The organism is Methylocapsa polymorpha (genome assembly GCF_045689225.1).
In the GTDB taxonomy this organism is placed as follows: Bacteria; Pseudomonadota; Alphaproteobacteria; order Rhizobiales; family Beijerinckiaceae; genus Methylocapsa; species Methylocapsa polymorpha.
This window is the reverse complement of sequence record NZ_CP136862.1, coordinates 2,407,169-2,423,143: the sequence shown is the minus strand read 5'-3', so window position 1 is coordinate 2,423,143 and position 15,975 is coordinate 2,407,169. Positions and strand designations below refer to the sequence as shown.

Genomic DNA, 15,975 nt, shown 5'->3' with positions numbered 1-15,975 from the left:
AGCTTGTTCTCGTTCAGATAAAGATGCCTCATGAAATTTCTTGATCAGGCCAAGGTCTACATCCGGTCCGGCGACGGCGGCGCCGGATGCCTATCCTTTCGGCGCGAAAAATTCATCGAATTCGGCGGGCCGGACGGCGGCGACGGCGGCAGAGGCGGCGATGTCGTCGCCGAATGCGTCGACGGCCTCAACACTTTGATCGACTATCGCTATCAGCAGCATTTCAAGGCTCGGACCGGCATGCACGGCATGGGCAAGAACCGCTCGGGCGGCAAGGGCGCGGACGCCATACTGAAAGTGCCTGCGGGAACCCAGATCTTCGATGAGGAAGGCGAGGCTCTCCTCGCCGATTTGACCGCGGTCGGACAGCGCATCCGGCTCGCGCGCGGCGGCAATGGCGGCTTCGGCAATACGCATTTTAAGACCTCGACCAATCAGGCGCCGCGCCGCGCCAACCCAGGCCAGCCCGGGGAGGAGCGCACCCTTTTGCTGCGGCTGAAGCTCATCGCCGACGCCGGACTCGTCGGCTTGCCGAACGCCGGCAAATCGACCTTCCTCGCCACCGTCAGCGCGGCAAGGCCGAAGGTTGCGGATTATCCTTTCACCACGCTCCATCCGCAGCTCGGCGTCGTCGCCTGCGACGACCGAGAATTCGTTCTCGCCGACATTCCGGGCTTGATCGAAGGCGCGCATGAAGGCCATGGCCTCGGCGACAGGTTTCTCGGCCATGTCGAACGGTGCCGCGTGCTGCTGCATCTTGTCGACGCCGGCGTCGAACATGCCGGCAAGGCCTATAAGCTGGTGCGCCGCGAGCTCGAAGCCTATGGCGAAGGCCTCGCCGACAAGCCCGAGATCGTGGCGCTGTCCAAGATCGACACCGTCGATCCGGAGACATTGAAAGCGCAAATCCTGCGCCTGAAGCGCGCCGCCAAACATACGCCCTTGCGCCTCTCGGCGGCGACCGGCGCCAATATGCGCGAAACCTTGCGCGCGCTTCTCAAGGTCATCGACGAGGAGAAAGCGACGCAGCAAAAGGCGCATCCGGGCGTCGAGGCGGAGTGGCGTCCGTGAGCTTTGCTCAGGCTTCGTTGGCGAACGCGCCGCCGAGCGCCTTGCCGCGCGTGGAAAATTTTCGTCGCATCGTCATCAAGGTCGGCTCCTCCCTGCTCGTTGATCGGGCGCAAGGCGGCGTCAAGCGGTCATGGCTCGTGTCGCTGGCGCAGGACATCGCCGCCCTGCACAAGCAAGGCGCTGACGTGCTGGTCGTATCCTCCGGCTCCATCGCCCTCGGACGGACGGTTCTGAAGCTCCCCGACCGCGGCCTGAAGCTCGAGGACAGCCAAGCCGCCGCCGCCGTCGGCCAGATCGCCTTGGCGCGGATCTGGGCGGAGGTTCTCGCCGATCTGAACATCACGGCGGGGCAGATTCTGGTGACTTTCGGCGACACGGAGGAGCGCCGCCGCTATCTCAACGCGCGGGCGACGATCGGCCGTCTCCTCGATCTGCGCGCGGTGCCGGTGATCAACGAGAATGACACGGTCGCGACTTCCGAAATTTGCTATGGCGATAATGATCGGCTCGCCGCGCGGGTCGCCACCATGACGAGCGCCGATCTCCTGATCCTGCTTTCGGATGTCGCCGGCCTCTACACGGCGCCGCCGTCCGAAGATCCGGAGGCCGCGCTGATCCCGATCGTCCCGCGCGTGACCGCGGAGATCGAAGCCATGGCGGGCGGCGCGGGCTCGCAATTGTCGCGCGGCGGCATGCGAACCAAGATCGAAGCCGCGAAGATCGCGACGACCGGCGGCGCGCATATGCTGATCGCTGACGGCAGGGTCGAGCATCCGGTCGCGCGCATCAATGACGGGCCCTGCACCTGGTTCCTGACCGGCTCCAATCCGGTGACGGCCCGAAAAAAGTGGATCGCCGGATCGCTGGAGCCGCGCGGCGCTTTGCATGTCGACGCCGGCGCGGCGCGGGCGATCGTGAGCGGCAAGAGCCTCCTGCCCGCCGGCGTGACCCGCATCGAGGGCAATTTCGCCCGCGGCGATTGCGTCTTGATACGCAACGCCCAGGGCGGTGAGATCGGCCGCGGCCTCGTGGCCTATGACGCGAGCGAGGGAATCTTGATCGCCGGGCGCAATTCGCAGGATATAGAGACATTGCTCGGCGCCCCCGGCCGGGCCGCGATCATCCACCGCGACGACATGGTCGTCGCGGGCGATTAGGGCCACACGAAAGCGGCGCGCATGGAAACTCTGAAACTCGTCGAGCCGGCCGACAACGAACACAGCGTCGCCGAAATCATGGCCGAGCTCGGCCGCGCGGCGCGAAAAGCCGCGCATGCGCTTTCGCTGGCCTCCGTCGAGACCAAGAACCGCGCCATCTTCGCAGCCGCCGCGGCGATCCGCGAGCGTAAAGACGCTATCCTCGCCGCCAATGCGCGCGATGTCGCCGCCGCCACAGCCAATGGCGCCGCGAACGCCTTCCTCGATCGTCTTCGCCTCAACGCCAAGCAAATCGAAGCCACGGTCAAAGGTCTCGAAACCATCGCCGCCCTCCCCGATCCCGTAGGGCGCATTCTCGCGCGTTTCGAGCGCCCCAACGGCCTCATCATCGAAAGGGTCGCGACGCCGCTCGGCGTCATCGGCGTCATCTATGAAAGCCGCCCGGCGGTGACCGCCGACGCCGGCGCGCTTTGCCTCAAGGCCGGCAATGCGGCGATCCTGCGCGGCGGCTCGGAGAGCTTCCTCTCATCGGCCAAGATCCATGAGTGCCTCGTCGCGGGCCTGATCGACGCCGGGCTGCCGCAGGCCGCGATCGCGCGCGTGCCTGTAACGGACCGCGCCGCCGTCGGCGAGATGCTCGCCGGCCTCGACGGCAATCTCGACGTCATCGTGCCGCGCGGCGGCAAGAGCCTCGTCGCCCGCGTCCAGGCCGAAGCGCGCGTGCCGGTCTTCGCCCATCTCGACGGAATCGTGCATGTCTATGTCGATCGCGGCGCCGATCTCGCCAAGGCGAAAGCCATCGTCTTCAACGCCAAGCTCCGGCGCACCGGCATTTGCGGCGCGGCCGAGACGCTTCTGGTCGATCGCGCCTGCGCCGCGACCCATCTCGCGCCGCTCGTGACCATGTTGCTCGACGCTGGCTGCGCCGTGCGCGGCGATCTCCCGACGCTGGCGATCGACCCAAGGGTCGCGCCGGCGAGCGAAGCCGATTGGTCGACCGAATATCTCGACGCGATCATCGCCGTGCGCGTCGTCGACGGCCTCGAACAGGCGATCGCGCATATCGAAAATTTCGGCTCGCATCATACCGATTGCATCGTGACCGAGAACCCAGAAGCTGCGAAGCGCTTCTTGGCCGAAGTCGATTCGGCCATCGTAATCCATAACGCGTCGACGCAATTCGCCGACGGCGGCGAATTCGGCTTCGGCGCCGAAATCGGCATCGCAACCGGACGGATGCACGCGCGGGGCCCGGTCGGCCTTGAGCAGCTGACCTCCTTCAAATATCGCGTCCATGGCGACGGACAGATTCGTCCGTGACCTCGGGCCTGGCGCATCCGGCCGCGCTCACCGTCAGACCGCCGCCGCACGCGCCGGGGCTCCGCGTCGGGCTTTTTGGCGGCAGCTTCAATCCGCCGCATGAAGGCCATAGAGCGGCGAGCCTTCTCGCCCTCAAGCGGCTGCGGCTCGACCGCATCTGGTGGCTGGTCAGCCCCGGCAATCCCCTGAAGGACGCGCGGGAGCTCGCGCCTCTCTCCCTGCGGCTGGAGGCGGCGCGCAAGCTCGCCCGGCATCCGCGGATCGAGGTCACGGCGATTGAAGCAGCGCTCGGCGCGCCTTACACTTTTTCAACGATCTCCTATTTGAAGCAGCGGTGCCCTGGCGTCCATTTCGTCTGGCTGATGGGAGCGGATAATTTGCCGGGCTTTCATCGCTGGAAGCGCTGGCGCGACATCGCCGGGTTGGTTCCGATCTGCGCGGTTGATCGCCCCGGCGCGACTCTGCGCGCGACGCTTTCCCGCGCCGGCCAAGTGCTGGCGCCTTATAGGCTTGATGAGGCGCGAGCCGCCCGCCTCGCGACCGCCCCGCCGCCGGCCTTCGTCTTTCTCCACGGGCCGCGTTCGCCCCTCTCCTCGACGGCGCTGCGGGCAGAAGACCGAACGGGATTAGCCGATCGCCAGAGATCGGCGAGCGCGACAAACGGGCCGCCGACTGCGAAGGCCGAAACCAACCGAGAGGCCATCCCATAACATGATGCGCCCTTTTCAGGGGGCGCCAGAGAAAGTATAGAAATGACTCAATCGCCCCTCAAGATTTGGCTACGCCCGACAAATGACGGCGGCGATGTCAAATGCCAAGAAGCCCAGCCCCGCGCAAGGGATTATCGAAGCGGAACGCGCAAGGGAAGACGGACGATGCGCATAATGCCGGTTTAGCTCAGTTGGTAGAGCAACTGATTTGTAATCAGTAGGTCGCGGGTTCGACTCCTGCAACCGGCACCAGTAAAATCAATAACTTATGTTAAGCACGTCAAGCCAGAATTAGAATTTTAGAGAAATTAGAAGCCATTTAGAAGCCGCTGGCAAAAGCGCAATCAACGAGGCCAACGTTCGACCAGGCAGACGCCTTCGCTTCGACACTTGGTCGAGAAATTTGCGCGCTGCAGCCGCCCGTCGCGTGCGGGGAAAGACGGTAGCGGGGTCGCTTACGGCAATGCCCCCCGACTGGATAAGCCATTGTTCTCGCTGGAACTGGCGTTGTCTCAAATTTATTTCAATAGCCTACCTGACGTTCCAAAGTCGTAGTTTCCCGCCTGTGCGACGCAGTGCCATGCCAGTTCTCAAACGGCGGGGAACAAGCTTCCTGCCCTCCAAAGGCAGAGGCCAGAGGTTGGATTCCTATCGGGCGCGCCACTTTTCAAATACTTAGCAGATTTCCCTGAGCTTGCTCTTGGCTGCTGAAGCAGGACGGAAGCACCGCCTGCACGACCAGCCACAATTGGAGCCACCGCGCTCCACGAACCGGTGCGCGCGACCGATTTTGCTTCCCCGACGCTGATGACGAGGCGGGTGCGAAGCTCATCCCTTAGCTGTCCCGCTCGCAAGACGCATCGGCAGCACAAGCCGCAGCGAGTCGGGCAATCGCACGAACCCATGCGCCACGTAGAAGCCGCCCGCCGATTCGTCGAGCGCATCGCCCACGACCATCGAGGACCCAACTGTGCTGGCGCTCTCGAACGCCCGCAGCAATGCATCGGCGAGAAGAACCGCGCCCAGTCGCTGTCCCTGACGCTCCTTTGCGACGGCCAGTCGGCAGATTAAGGTGGCGCCGACCAACGGATAACGCGGGACATGATTGCGGGCCGCCTCCGGTATCTCGCCTTGGGAGATCGCCATCGCGCAAAGGGTGTAGCAGCCCAAGATGTACGCTGGCTCACCGCGGTCGCTCAGTATGAACTCGGCATTTGTCTTCCGGCGCACCTCCTGCGTGGCCTGGGTCTTACGGTAGCGATCCAGGATCGCTACGCCACAGATAAAGCTGCCCGGATCGTGCTCCTCGTCGAGCAGCCCAATCCGAAGATCTTCGGATGGCCGCTTCGCCATTCACGGCACGACCCCCAGCGCTTATGCTCCGCGAACGCACGCTGAAGCCGTTCGCTTGCCCTGGGGGATTGGACCAGGGCAAGCGAGAAGGCGGCCAGATTCAGGTCAGACAGGACGAGTGTCTCATGCTCCGCGATTGTCCGCCGGGCGGCGTCCGTGAGCGCCATTATACAGAAATCCGTCAGCTTGCGCCGTTCGAGTTGCGCTGCCCGTTCGATAAGAGCCTTCGTCGGTTCATCGACCCGAAACCCAAGCCGCTCTTCCCGAAGCTTTCGGTCGCTCTTTATGGCCGTGGTCATGGTCACCTCCGACCACATATGTACGTCAATTTGACCAACTTTTTCAGCCGCCCGATTTGCGCATTTGGCGGTGAAGGTCCGATTTAGCCGTCGAAATTGAGGACAACAACCGCCAAAACGAAGCCTCGCCGCAGAACAGAATGCCGATGTGACCGTTGACATTGCGGGCATACGCGTGTTCCTATTTCGTTCGCGCTGAAGCGGGCGCGATTCATTGGAGTCGACGTTGATGGGCACCACTCAAAAAACGGCAGAACCGAGGGTTCCGGTTTCAGGAACGGGTAGCCCGATGGCTCGCCAACCCACGGGACCTGACCAATTGGGGGTGGCGGACTTACCCGGGGAACTCGGCTGGCTCCGCGATGCGCCAATGTTTATAGATCGCCAAGCGATCGAAGGTATCTATGACGCGATTGTTCGGCCAACTTATCATGATGGGACGGTGACCCTTACCGCGTCCGAAGCACAGAAGAGCGCACTCGAACGCAAGATGGGAGTTTCGTTTAAAGCAATGCTCGCACCGTTCTTACCGTTTAACGCTGAGGCGGGTGCTGCCGGTGAAATTAAAAAGTCCACGGAGAAAACTGATACAACAGGAGGCCAAATTACCTTCCACCCCATAAGCACACCCCAGCGGCAACTCGAACAACTTTGTGTGTTCTATCTTCTCGGGGCCCCAGAACGTTTAGAATTTGTTCGGACGCTGGCGACGGGTAATTGGCTCGATCCTAAGTGGATATCTAAGACCCCGCGAGGAATTGCATTCGTCGATTTGCCGCCAGGGATCCCTTTAATCCCTACCGCAGCTGAATTCACAAATAACAAAGTCATCACGCTGTTTGACCAACTTCTGGCAAAGAGCGGGGAGCGACCACCCGTCTACCCTGAAGCTCGGTTCGACGAAGATCGAGGGTCCGACCGCAAAGACTACTGGGACTGGTTCCGTACTAACTTCAGCGCGACACGTGCTATGGCTATCATCGAACAGGCTGCAAGCGAGAACGGCCGTATACGATGGATCGACTATCGTCTCTGTGTAGATGGCGCTGGCGGAACCGTCCACCTGCATGTATGTCCGCAGGGAGACTATGACACGGGAGTATTTGCTTACAATTTTGTGAAACGCGGGATGAAACATGGACTACGCTTAGTTGGGACCATGAAACAAGAGCCCGACATGAATATTCTTGCGATATTCGAAAAATGATGAATAGCTCTCGTGATAGTCTTCAAGCTCGTGGATGCTCCATGACCAGTTCGTAATCAACATCGCTATTTGAACCACGCTTTCCTAAAGCGAGCGCGCGATCCATTTAAGCCGCTAACATCAAAATCTTGCTTAATGCATTGGTTTAGCAGTCCCTTGTCGCAAGACTGAGTCCGTAGGATGGGAATGAGCAAGGGTTTCAGCGGCTCCACGATCAAGTCGTGGTTTCAATACAGGTGCGAGCGCAAAATACGCTTCGAGTTGTCAACCAACGACGAACTCGCGGCTGTGCCGGTCATCAAGGATGTGCGGCAAGCGAACTGGGCTGCCTTGGGAACAGCCTACGAAGCGCGCGTCGTGCAACGACTCGATCGCGAAGAGGGCGTCCGCCGCCCCGCTCGGTCCAAAGATCCGCTGGATGAGGCCAGTACGACCGCGTTTCTGCGAGGCAAGCTGACTGTCTCCTACATTGCGCAGGCCAATTTGACCCCCCGAAATCCTCCACGGTTTCTCGAGGGTACCGGACTCAGTCTTAACCGCAACCTTCCCGATCTCATCCGGCGTTCGACGGCCGACCGCTCAGCGCGAAGTCTGTTTACGATCATTGATGTCAAGGCGACGCGGCGCGCGACCGCGTACCACAAGACTCAAGTGGCCTTCTATGTTCGCGTCCTGGAAGAGTTGCTGCGTGAGTTGAAACTTTCCGCGCCCGCCGCCGTGCAACTCGACTCGTTCGGGGAGATCTGGCGCATTCCCGATGACGGAACCGCGGAAGGAGACGCTTGGCAAATCGAACGTTTCGCCCTCGCCCCCTACCTCAGATTGGTCGACGAGTTTTGCAACGATGTTCTCCCGAAGATCGCTGCCAAACGGATCGGCCCCAACGTCGACCAAACCTTTTTCCATCTCTATTTCAAATGCGAGCAGTGTGAGTACTTGGGTCACTGCTCCAAAAGCATCGCACCTGAACTTCCGCCGAACCGGCGTGACGTCTCCGCCGTCCCGGGCCTCACACACGAAGGTAAACGCGCCCTACTACGACTGAAGTTGGATTCTGTGGCCGAACTGGCCAACGCTGCTGGACTCGTCGGTGCGCCGAGCTTTGGCTGGTCACTAAGCCGCCGAGCGCCCTTACTTACAGCGCGAGCAATGGCTCTGGCTTCAGGGGCAGTGATCCGAACGGACGAGGAACACACCTTCCTGATGCCGCCGCGTGCCGACGCCGTCCTAATGGTGTCGGTGGACCACGATCCAGTCGACGATCGAATCGCCGCTATTGGCTATCGCCGGGTTCAAGATGGCGTCGTCCGCACCGAACGGATCGAGATTCCCGGGAGCGGCAGCCTCTCCGAGGAAGCCGCAGCGATGATCCGCGTTCTGAGCGCCCTCATCAAGGATCTCACCCAAATCGACGCGGTGAATGCAGCTCTGCCGCCTGGTTCCCCCAACGGCGCTTACGCCCACATCTTCTTCTACGAACCAGCCGAGGCAACGAATTTGCAGCAGGCTATCGGCCGGCATCTGGACAATGAGATAATTCGCGAGGGCTTGCTCCATCTCGTGCGACTCTTCCCGCCTGAAGAGGTTGTCCCGGAACCCGAATTTCGTGGCGTGCATCACCTCCCGGCAACTGCTATACGCAGCGTGCTCGAACAACTCTACGCCCTGCCTGTTGTCGTGGCATACGACCTGCACCAAACTAGCGAAGCTTTGGCGCTCGTAGGCGCCGAAGCGCCGTATCGTCCCTCTGAGGCCTTCGCGCGGCCGTTTTCGTCCCTGCTGTCAATCGACGTGATCCGTCCGATACGAGAGCGACACCCAAGCGCCGTCCCAACGTCTGCGATCGTCGAGGACGTGAGCGCGCGTCTTGACGCGCTTCAAGGCGTCATCAAGTGGCTGTTTGCGCAGAACGCCGTGGCGACGGCAGCCGGTGGACCGCTTCTTCGCCTGGCGAAGAAGCCGTTTCGGTTCCAGGCGACTTTCGATCCGCTCAACGCCGCGGATTTGGATGTGCTGCTCGCTTGCGAATTGCTGGAGAACCGCGCAGGGTTGCTTGAGGCCCTTGTCGGCTTGGCCCAGCCGAGCACGCGGCGGCGAGACGCGGGTCGGTGCCTGGCAGGCCTGACCTTGGCCAAGCAGTGGAGATATGGCCGCAGCCAGATCCTGCTCTTCAATGTCCCGGAAGAGAGCCGCGAAAGCGAGCTTGGGCCGGGGAACTTCGATTTGATCTTGACCGATGATTCCCCCGATCTGCGATTGGATTCGACGCTCTGGCCATTTGTCGAATGCCGCATCCGCGCCGCAGGCGAGGGATACGAAGACCGTCGCGACCAGATCCAGATTGAGGTGTCCGATAGTGTCTACCGAGGAGCCCTGTTTCAGCAATTGATGCGCCGGACTTCCAAGGGCGGTTGGTGCGTCGATCGCAGCTTCAGAGACCCGAATACTCCGAAGGCCGCCGCCTTTCTGGCTTACCTCGCGGCCGAAAGAATCGCATGAGCACGCGAGATCAAATCCTCCGCTTCCTTCGCGATCCAAAGGCGTTTGCAGCCTCCGCCTCTGATCCAGACATCTGGCTCGCCGGCCTTACCAGCTTCGCGCAGCCCTCGCTCGCCGCGGCGAGCGACCTGCCCTTGGTCAAAGCTCAGGTCGCTGCTTGGGAAGGAATGGCAAATGCGCGCGCCGGTCTGGTGCTCGGCCCGCCAGGCACGGGTAAGACGCATCTGCTGTCCTGGTTGATTCTCGGTTACATCCACGCCCGTCGGGCGGCGGGATTGCCAGTACGCGTCTTTGTCAGCGGCTTCACCCGAAACGCGATCGGTAATGTTTTAGATGGGGTCGCCAAGCGTGCGGCGACCTATGCGCCCGGCGCGTTCGAAACGCACTTCGTCGGCGCTGGCCCGGCTGCGGGGCTGTCGCCACTGGTCCGCCACCGGCCATCGGTCTTCGGATCTGAGGGCACGGCGGCCCTCACCGATCTTCAGCCTGAAGCCGTGGTGATAGGCGGATCCATTTGGTCACTCTACCGGCTCATGGAACGTCCAGAAGCAGGCGGCGACGGCTTCACCGCCGAACTCTTCGATCTGATCTGCGTTGATGAGGCCTCTCAGGTCGTCCTTGGCCAAGGTCTCATGGCGCTTGCAGGATTGAAGCGGGAAGGCCGCGTGGTGGTCGCCGGCGACGATCAGCAGTTGCCGCCGATCCGCGCCGGTCGCGAGATCAAGCTCGGGCGACGTGAACTCGGCGGCTCGCTCTACACCTTCCTCAAATCCGGTGAAGTCCCGGAGTTCGCCCTCGATACGACCTTCCGCCTCAACGGGCCGTTGGCCGCGTTTCCAGAGCGGAAGTTCTACGCCGGCAAATATGAGTCGGCGGTCCCCACTGAGAAGCTTCGCCTCATCGAAGGTTGGCGCGAGGGACTCGAAGGCTGGGAAGCTGCTGTCCTCGACCCCGACTGGCCGATCGCGATTTTGCTTCATGACGGCCCGGCGGCGGCCACAAAGAATCCATTCGAAGCTGCCATCGCCGCCAGACTCGCGACCCGCCTGGCCGATCGCATGATCGGCGCGAGGGTAAACGGCGCCTATCGGCCCGACCTTTGGCGCGAACAATTGGCCGTCGTCAGCCCCCATCGCGCCCAGAACACGGCGATCCGCTCGGCCTTGCCAGACGGCGTCGGTGCTGGTGCTTTCGTCGAAACCGTAGATCGGATCCAGGGAAAGGAGCGCGACGCCGTTATCCTTTCCTACTGCGTGGCCGACGCCGAATTCGCACTAGCGGAAGCCGATTTCATCTTTGCGCCTGAACGGCTCAACGTAGCGGCGACGCGTGCCAAAACCAAACTCATCGTGCTGGTAAGTCGACGGCTTCTTGACGCGGTCCCGGGCGACCAAGAGGCAATGGATAAAGCCGAGATCCTGCGGGAATTTGTGTTCAGCGCGGCGCCCACAGGGGCCGCCGCGCTGCGCGACCCCACCGGCGTCCCCGTTATGGTTCAGATTCGACTGCTAGGGTTCGACGGGCCGCCTCAACTCGAAAACTTCCGCTCAGGCGAAGGGGTTGAGGCCGATACGGTGCCGGAGACGCTCACCCCGTACCTGCAAGATCTGCTGGACGCGGTGGTCAAGGCTGGCAGCGCATCACCCTATCGCACAGCCAGCCTTTCGGATCTTGCCCAGAGAATGGCTACGCGGGGCAACCTCTTGCCAGACCTCGCCAAGCTGCACGCGATGGGCTTCATTGTGCTCAATCAGCCGCGGCCGGATCGTCCCTCCTTCTGGGTCGCCAAGCCACTTGACCCTCGACGGCACGTCTTTCCCGCGGACCTAACGACCGTCCGGTCTCGGTTAGAGGAGGTTGTCCGCCAGGCCCGACAAAGCCGATTCGCTCCCTACTATTGGCGTGTCCGCGAACGGTTCGCCTGGATGGACGGCGAGGGGCGCGACGTGTTCCGACCGCTTCTCGACCAATTGAAAGATGAGGGATTGGTTGAACTGGGCATGAATGGCCAGTGGCTGACCGTAGACTGGCGGGGCACCGACGAGCCGAATCTTGACGTTGCGGCAGTTGAAGACGTCGAAGCGCTCTCTGAGGATGATTTTCGCGTTCTCAACACGCTGGAGGACCTTGAGGCGGCGAGGATCAACTTTGGGGTCTTCGAAGCCTGGACCTCAATCGCCTCGCTCGTCGATGGTGCGACCTTTTCGCGGCAAGCCGCGACGGCGGCGCTATGGCGCCTGTCGTCCGCAGGCTGGGTGCTTTTGGCAGAGGACGGCCGCGTGCGCAGCAGGATGGCTGAGATGGCGCGCGAAGTCCGACAGGTCAAACAGCGGTTCCAGCGCGACGATTCCGGTCAGCGGCCCTACCTCGTCCGCAGCTTAAAAGTCGAACTCCGAGACCGACACAAGCCCGAGCGGCAAGACCGGCTTGATCAGGCCTTCGCCACTGTCGAACCGGGCCTACCCAATGAACATCAACGGGCGCTCCGTGGCCTGTCAAACGCTCTGGCGCGTCAATGGGGCGCTGATGCGCGGCTTGCGGCCTTTCAAGCACGTAGTCTGGCAGCCTTGAGCCAAGCCTGGGGCGGCGTGTCCAGCGACACCTTCGTGATCGCCGCCGACACTGGCTCGGGCAAAACCGAGGCTGCCGCCCTTCCGCTGATCGCCGCTGCGACGGCCGACACACTCCGGGGCATTTGCGGCGTCCGCGCGATCTTGACTTATCCCCGTATCCGCCTTGCGGCCAACCAGGCGCAGCGTCTGGCCGGGTATCTCGCTGCCGTCGCCGAGGAGGAGGGCATGCCCACGGTCACGCTTGGCTTGCAAGTCAGCCAAGTGCCTGAGCGGCTGGGCGCTCTGGCGGACCGGGAGCAGGCTGCGGGGTGGGTATCCCTTGGCTCCGGTTCCTTTGCCTTTCCGCTCTTCGCCTGCCCCGCGTGCGGCGCCGACCTCCTTCTTCAGGAAGGCGCCGGCGTCGACGGCGTGGACGAACTCTCCTGCACCGGCTGCGCTTGGCGCTACGGCGGGTGGATTGGATCGAAGGAACGTATGCGGGTCCAGCCGCCCGCGCTGTTCCTGCCTACGACAGACTCTCTTCATCAGTGGCTTCATGATCCCCGTTATGGCCGCTTGTTCGGCGATGATCCCGAGTTCGCGTCGCCACGCGCGTTGCTCGCCGATGAAATTCACCTTTATTCTCATGTCCATGGCGCTCAGGTCGGCTTCGCACTGCGGCGACTCGCTGCGCGGGGCGCGGTAAACGCCGTCGCTGCGGGCCCCATGTTGGCCATCGGCATGAGCGCAACGCTCGGTGACCCCGCGCGTGCTTGGGAACGGCTTATCGACCGCCAAGGTGCCGTCCTATTGACTCCGTACGCCCACGAGAAGACGCTCAACCCTCGCGGCCGCGAATACTTCTACTTCGTCCAGCCTGAGGTCGAATCACGTGGCAAAGATGTCGCCGGCAACTCGACCACCATCCAAGCGGTTATGGCGCTCGCCCACGGGATGCGCCGTCGCACCGGTGATCAAGGAGGGTTTCGAAGCCTGGTCTTCCTGGACTCTGTGGACAAACTCCGCCGGCTTCACTCGGCCTATGACGACGCTGAGTCCCTGAAGAACTTAGCCGCGTATAGAACGCGGCTCTACCCAGACGACCCGATCACTGGGGCACCGCGCGACGTGTGTTGTGGCCAGCCATTCGGGTGCGATGTTTTCGTCGACGGCGAGTGCTGGTTTTTCGCCGCTACAGATAGCCACCAGACCGGAGCCCGCGGCCGGTGCCGTCCGGGCCGAGCACTTCGGGTCGCGGAGCAGCCCATCTTTTCGGGCACAGCGGGACGTGTCGAGGCGCTGATTAAGGATTCAGACGTGATCTTTACGACCTCGTCCCTAGAGGTAGGGTATGACGATCCAGACATCTCGCTAGTCTATCAGCATTACGCGCCGCGCAATCTCGCTAGCTTCATCCAACGCAAGGGGCGAGGAGGCCGCCGTACCGACGATCGGCCTATTACGGGCGTTACTCTGTCGCTCTACAACAGTCGCGACACTTGGTGGTTTCGGAAGCCCCAGGATATGATCTCCCCGGCGGGTTTCGACACACCCCTCAACCCCAACAACCACTTTGTCCGCCGCGGCCAACTTCTGGCGACGATTCTTGATGCCCTGGCGCGCCGATATCGCCGTGAGGGAGGGCCTTTAGACCTAGCGAACCCAACGGCCGAAGCGTTCGCCGAAGCCGAAATTTTGGTGACCCGCGTGTTTGGACCGGAGGCTTGGCGGGAGTTCGATCAAGACAACCTGTCGGCCTTTTGGGCGAAGGCGCGCGCGACCGTCAAAGCTGGTCCCTCGCCGAAGTATCTCTCGCATCTTCGGGAGGCGATGGAGTGGGCACCGGACCTCCTTTTCGACACTGTCAATCTTCCTAGTCTGGCCGTACATGCCGGGTCTGAGTCGGAACGTTCGGAAGATGTCGCGCTAGCCCTCGCTTTAGCTGCACCTGGCAATGCGAGTCGCCGGTTCAACCCAATAGAGGTTTACTGGCGCCCGCCGATCAACGGGGTCGGGCCTTGGCTTGCCCCGGATGACTATAGTCGTGGCGCGCGCCGACGACCGTTTGGTGACGATCCAGAAGCCTGGCTGACGCGCCTGCCCGATGATGTACGTCCGGTGCTTGCGAACCTGTCTCCCGACTACTTCCGGCCGGGCCGGATGACGTTGGAGACTTTGGGCCGCAAGCACGGCTCAGGCTGGCAGTCCGACTGGGCCGTCCCTGACCCTGCTGCTCCCGTCGTCGAACGTGTTCACGGGAATGACCATGAGCGCGAGCGGATACGTGACGATGCGCGTGGATTTCTCCGGGGATTTCCTATCCTCAAGGCATCAGATGATCGTGCTCGTGCGCTGCCGGCGGCGGATATCGGCGCGTGGGTGGACCGCGTGGAGGCGTTTCTCGGCGACGGCGTGGGGGGACGGGAGACAGGGCTCGCCTTGGCACGGGTCTACTGGGGCGCCGACGCCGAATTGAACCTCGAAGGTCCACCTAACCAATCGGCTGTATTCTCACAGATCTTCACAGCGCCCGATGATGGTCGCCCCATGCTGCACGGCTATCATGTGCAGACGGAGGGGATTCGGTTTGCTCTGAACTCTAACCGCCTAAAGGCGTTCGCCGTGGATCAAGCTGCACGATTGGCCGGTGATGGGCCAAGCCGTCAATGGCACCTGGCGCAAATGCTCCGATTCTTGGTCGAATCAGGCGCACAAGCGGCCGGGATCAACACCTTCGATGCCCGGCGCGCAGCAGAATTGATGGTCAGTGCGGCCGCCGATCAGGACTTGCGGCAGCGTTTGAACCACCTGATGCGCTTCTGGAGCGGCGCGGGTCTGACGCAACTCTTCGAGGATACACGTACCCGTCTCCTGTCCCACCATCCGCTCCTCAGCGCCGCTCGCGTGCAGCGAGTCGCCGAGAGTCTCTCGGGCCAAGCCTTCCAGCGGGTCTTTCAAGCCGCTGTTGCGGCGACGCGCCAACCGGATCGGTTTCTGGCCTATCTGGAGAGCGCCGTTACGCACGCGCTCGCCAACCGGCTGAAGGAGTCCTTCCTTCGCGTCGCGCATGGAGATGAGCGTCAGGTCATCATGCACGTCCGTCTGCCTATCCAGTTTTCACAGGCGAGCGACGCAACGATAACGATTTGCGAAGCCGGTGCCTTCGGAGACGGAACAACTCGATCGTTTATCGAGCGGTTCGATGAAGCTATGACGCACTGGTTTGATGGATTCATCGGCGGATGCCCGAACGCGCGAGAAGACGCGGCCGTGACCTCATTGCTGAGCCAGTTAGAGAACTATGACTCTTGGCGCGCCCTTGACCCAAGCGATCCGGCCGCGCTGAGCGCGCTCGCTGCGGCCCTTGGTCTGCTCCCTGGCGAGCCCATCCCGGCCGTGGCTTTGCGAATCCTCTTCGATCAAGAGCACATTGGTCTCGACCAGTTCGCGCTCTACGACATCGCCGCCGCGGTTGCGGCTGTCGATCGGCGCCTTGCGGGGCAACTCGGCCGCTCACCCACCGCCTGGGAATTGACGAGCGCCGCTGTGGAAACGGCCAAAGAGGAACTGGACTCCGCAACCGGCCAACTATTGCGGGCCTATGGTCGCATCGAAGGTTCGGTGCAGGATGAATCCCTCAGCGCGGAAGGGCGCCTAGCAGAGCAGGTTTTTCGCCTTCACGCACGACTCTGTATCGATGGCTGCCCGGCTTGCGTCCATCAGCCTGGCGACATGATGTCCGATAGTTTGGTGGAAGCCTCTACCAGCCGCAGCCTTCTTTCTCGCTTCATCTGCAACTAATGGCGC

General features: G+C 62.2%; 9 protein-coding genes and 1 tRNA gene. 8 read left to right on the top strand and 2 right to left on the bottom strand.

Annotated features, from left to right (window positions below; translation table 11 throughout):
• Window positions 1-30: 30 nt before the first annotated feature.
• The 5 genes from obgE to RZS28_RS11075 all read left to right on the top strand — a co-directional run bounded on the left by obgE (window position 31) and on the right by RZS28_RS11075 (window position 4,510).
• Window positions 31-1,071 carry a GTPase ObgE gene (gene obgE, locus RZS28_RS11095; protein ID WP_407337824.1) on the top strand — a complete coding sequence of 347 codons (1,041 nt, stop codon included), beginning with the start codon at window positions 31-33 and terminating at the stop codon, window positions 1,069-1,071.
• Complete coding sequence (gene proB / locus RZS28_RS11090) at window positions 1,068-2,228, top strand: glutamate 5-kinase (protein ID WP_407337823.1); 1,161 nt, start codon at window positions 1,068-1,070, stop codon at window positions 2,226-2,228. The genes obgE and proB overlap by 4 nt, the downstream gene beginning before the upstream one ends.
• A 21-nt stretch (window positions 2,229-2,249) precedes the next feature.
• Complete coding sequence (locus RZS28_RS11085) at window positions 2,250-3,548, top strand: glutamate-5-semialdehyde dehydrogenase (RefSeq protein ID WP_407337822.1); 1,299 nt, start codon at window positions 2,250-2,252, stop codon at window positions 3,546-3,548.
• Window positions 3,545-4,258: a nicotinate-nucleotide adenylyltransferase gene (locus RZS28_RS11080; RefSeq protein WP_407337821.1), complete on the top strand. Its 714-nt coding sequence runs from the start codon at window positions 3,545-3,547 to the stop codon at window positions 4,256-4,258. The genes RZS28_RS11085 and RZS28_RS11080 overlap by 4 nt, the downstream gene beginning before the upstream one ends.
• 176 nt (window positions 4,259-4,434) lie before the next feature.
• Window positions 4,435-4,510, top strand: a tRNA-Thr gene (locus RZS28_RS11075).
• A 576-nt stretch (window positions 4,511-5,086) separates the two neighbouring features.
• Here the strand turns inward: RZS28_RS11075 and RZS28_RS11070 are convergent.
• Complete coding sequence (locus RZS28_RS11070) at window positions 5,087-5,611, bottom strand: GNAT family N-acetyltransferase (RefSeq protein ID WP_407337820.1); 525 nt, start codon at window positions 5,609-5,611, stop codon at window positions 5,087-5,089.
• On the bottom strand, window positions 5,530-5,910 hold the full coding sequence (locus tag RZS28_RS11065; RefSeq protein ID WP_407337819.1) for a DUF1778 domain-containing protein: 381 nt from the start codon (window positions 5,908-5,910) through the stop codon (window positions 5,530-5,532). Before RZS28_RS11065 ends, RZS28_RS11070 begins: the two co-directional genes overlap by 82 nt.
• Before the next feature lie 229 nt (window positions 5,911-6,139).
• Between RZS28_RS11065 and RZS28_RS11060 the strand changes: the two genes are divergently transcribed.
• The 3 genes from RZS28_RS11060 (at window position 6,140) to RZS28_RS11050 (ending at window position 15,969) form a co-directional block, all read left to right on the top strand.
• Window positions 6,140-7,117 carry a hypothetical protein gene (locus tag RZS28_RS11060; protein ID WP_407337818.1) on the top strand — a complete coding sequence of 326 codons (978 nt, stop codon included), beginning with the start codon at window positions 6,140-6,142 and terminating at the stop codon, window positions 7,115-7,117.
• A gap of 186 nt (window positions 7,118-7,303) precedes the next feature.
• Window positions 7,304-9,616: a hypothetical protein gene (locus RZS28_RS11055; protein ID WP_407337817.1), complete on the top strand. Its 2,313-nt coding sequence runs from the start codon at window positions 7,304-7,306 to the stop codon at window positions 9,614-9,616.
• On the top strand, window positions 9,613-15,969 hold the full coding sequence (locus RZS28_RS11050; RefSeq protein WP_407337816.1) for an AAA domain-containing protein: 6,357 nt from the start codon (window positions 9,613-9,615) through the stop codon (window positions 15,967-15,969). The genes RZS28_RS11055 and RZS28_RS11050 overlap by 4 nt, the downstream gene beginning before the upstream one ends.
• The last annotated feature ends 6 nt before the right edge of the window (window positions 15,970-15,975 follow it).

Coding starts and splice junctions, on each gene's coding strand:
- RZS28_RS11060 (WP_407337818.1), top strand. CDS start 6,140: ATGGGCACCACTCAAAAAACGGCAGAACCGAGGGTTCCGGTTTCAGGA.
- obgE (WP_407337824.1), top strand. CDS start 31: ATGAAATTTCTTGATCAGGCCAAGGTCTACATCCGGTCCGGCGACGGC.
- RZS28_RS11055 (WP_407337817.1), top strand. CDS start 7,304: ATGAGCAAGGGTTTCAGCGGCTCCACGATCAAGTCGTGGTTTCAATAC.
- RZS28_RS11070 (WP_407337820.1), bottom strand. CDS start 5,611: ATGGCGAAGCGGCCATCCGAAGATCTTCGGATTGGGCTGCTCGACGAG.
- RZS28_RS11065 (WP_407337819.1), bottom strand. CDS start 5,910: ATGACCACGGCCATAAAGAGCGACCGAAAGCTTCGGGAAGAGCGGCTT.
- RZS28_RS11050 (WP_407337816.1), top strand. CDS start 9,613: ATGAGCACGCGAGATCAAATCCTCCGCTTCCTTCGCGATCCAAAGGCG.
- RZS28_RS11085 (WP_407337822.1), top strand. CDS start 2,250: ATGGAAACTCTGAAACTCGTCGAGCCGGCCGACAACGAACACAGCGTC.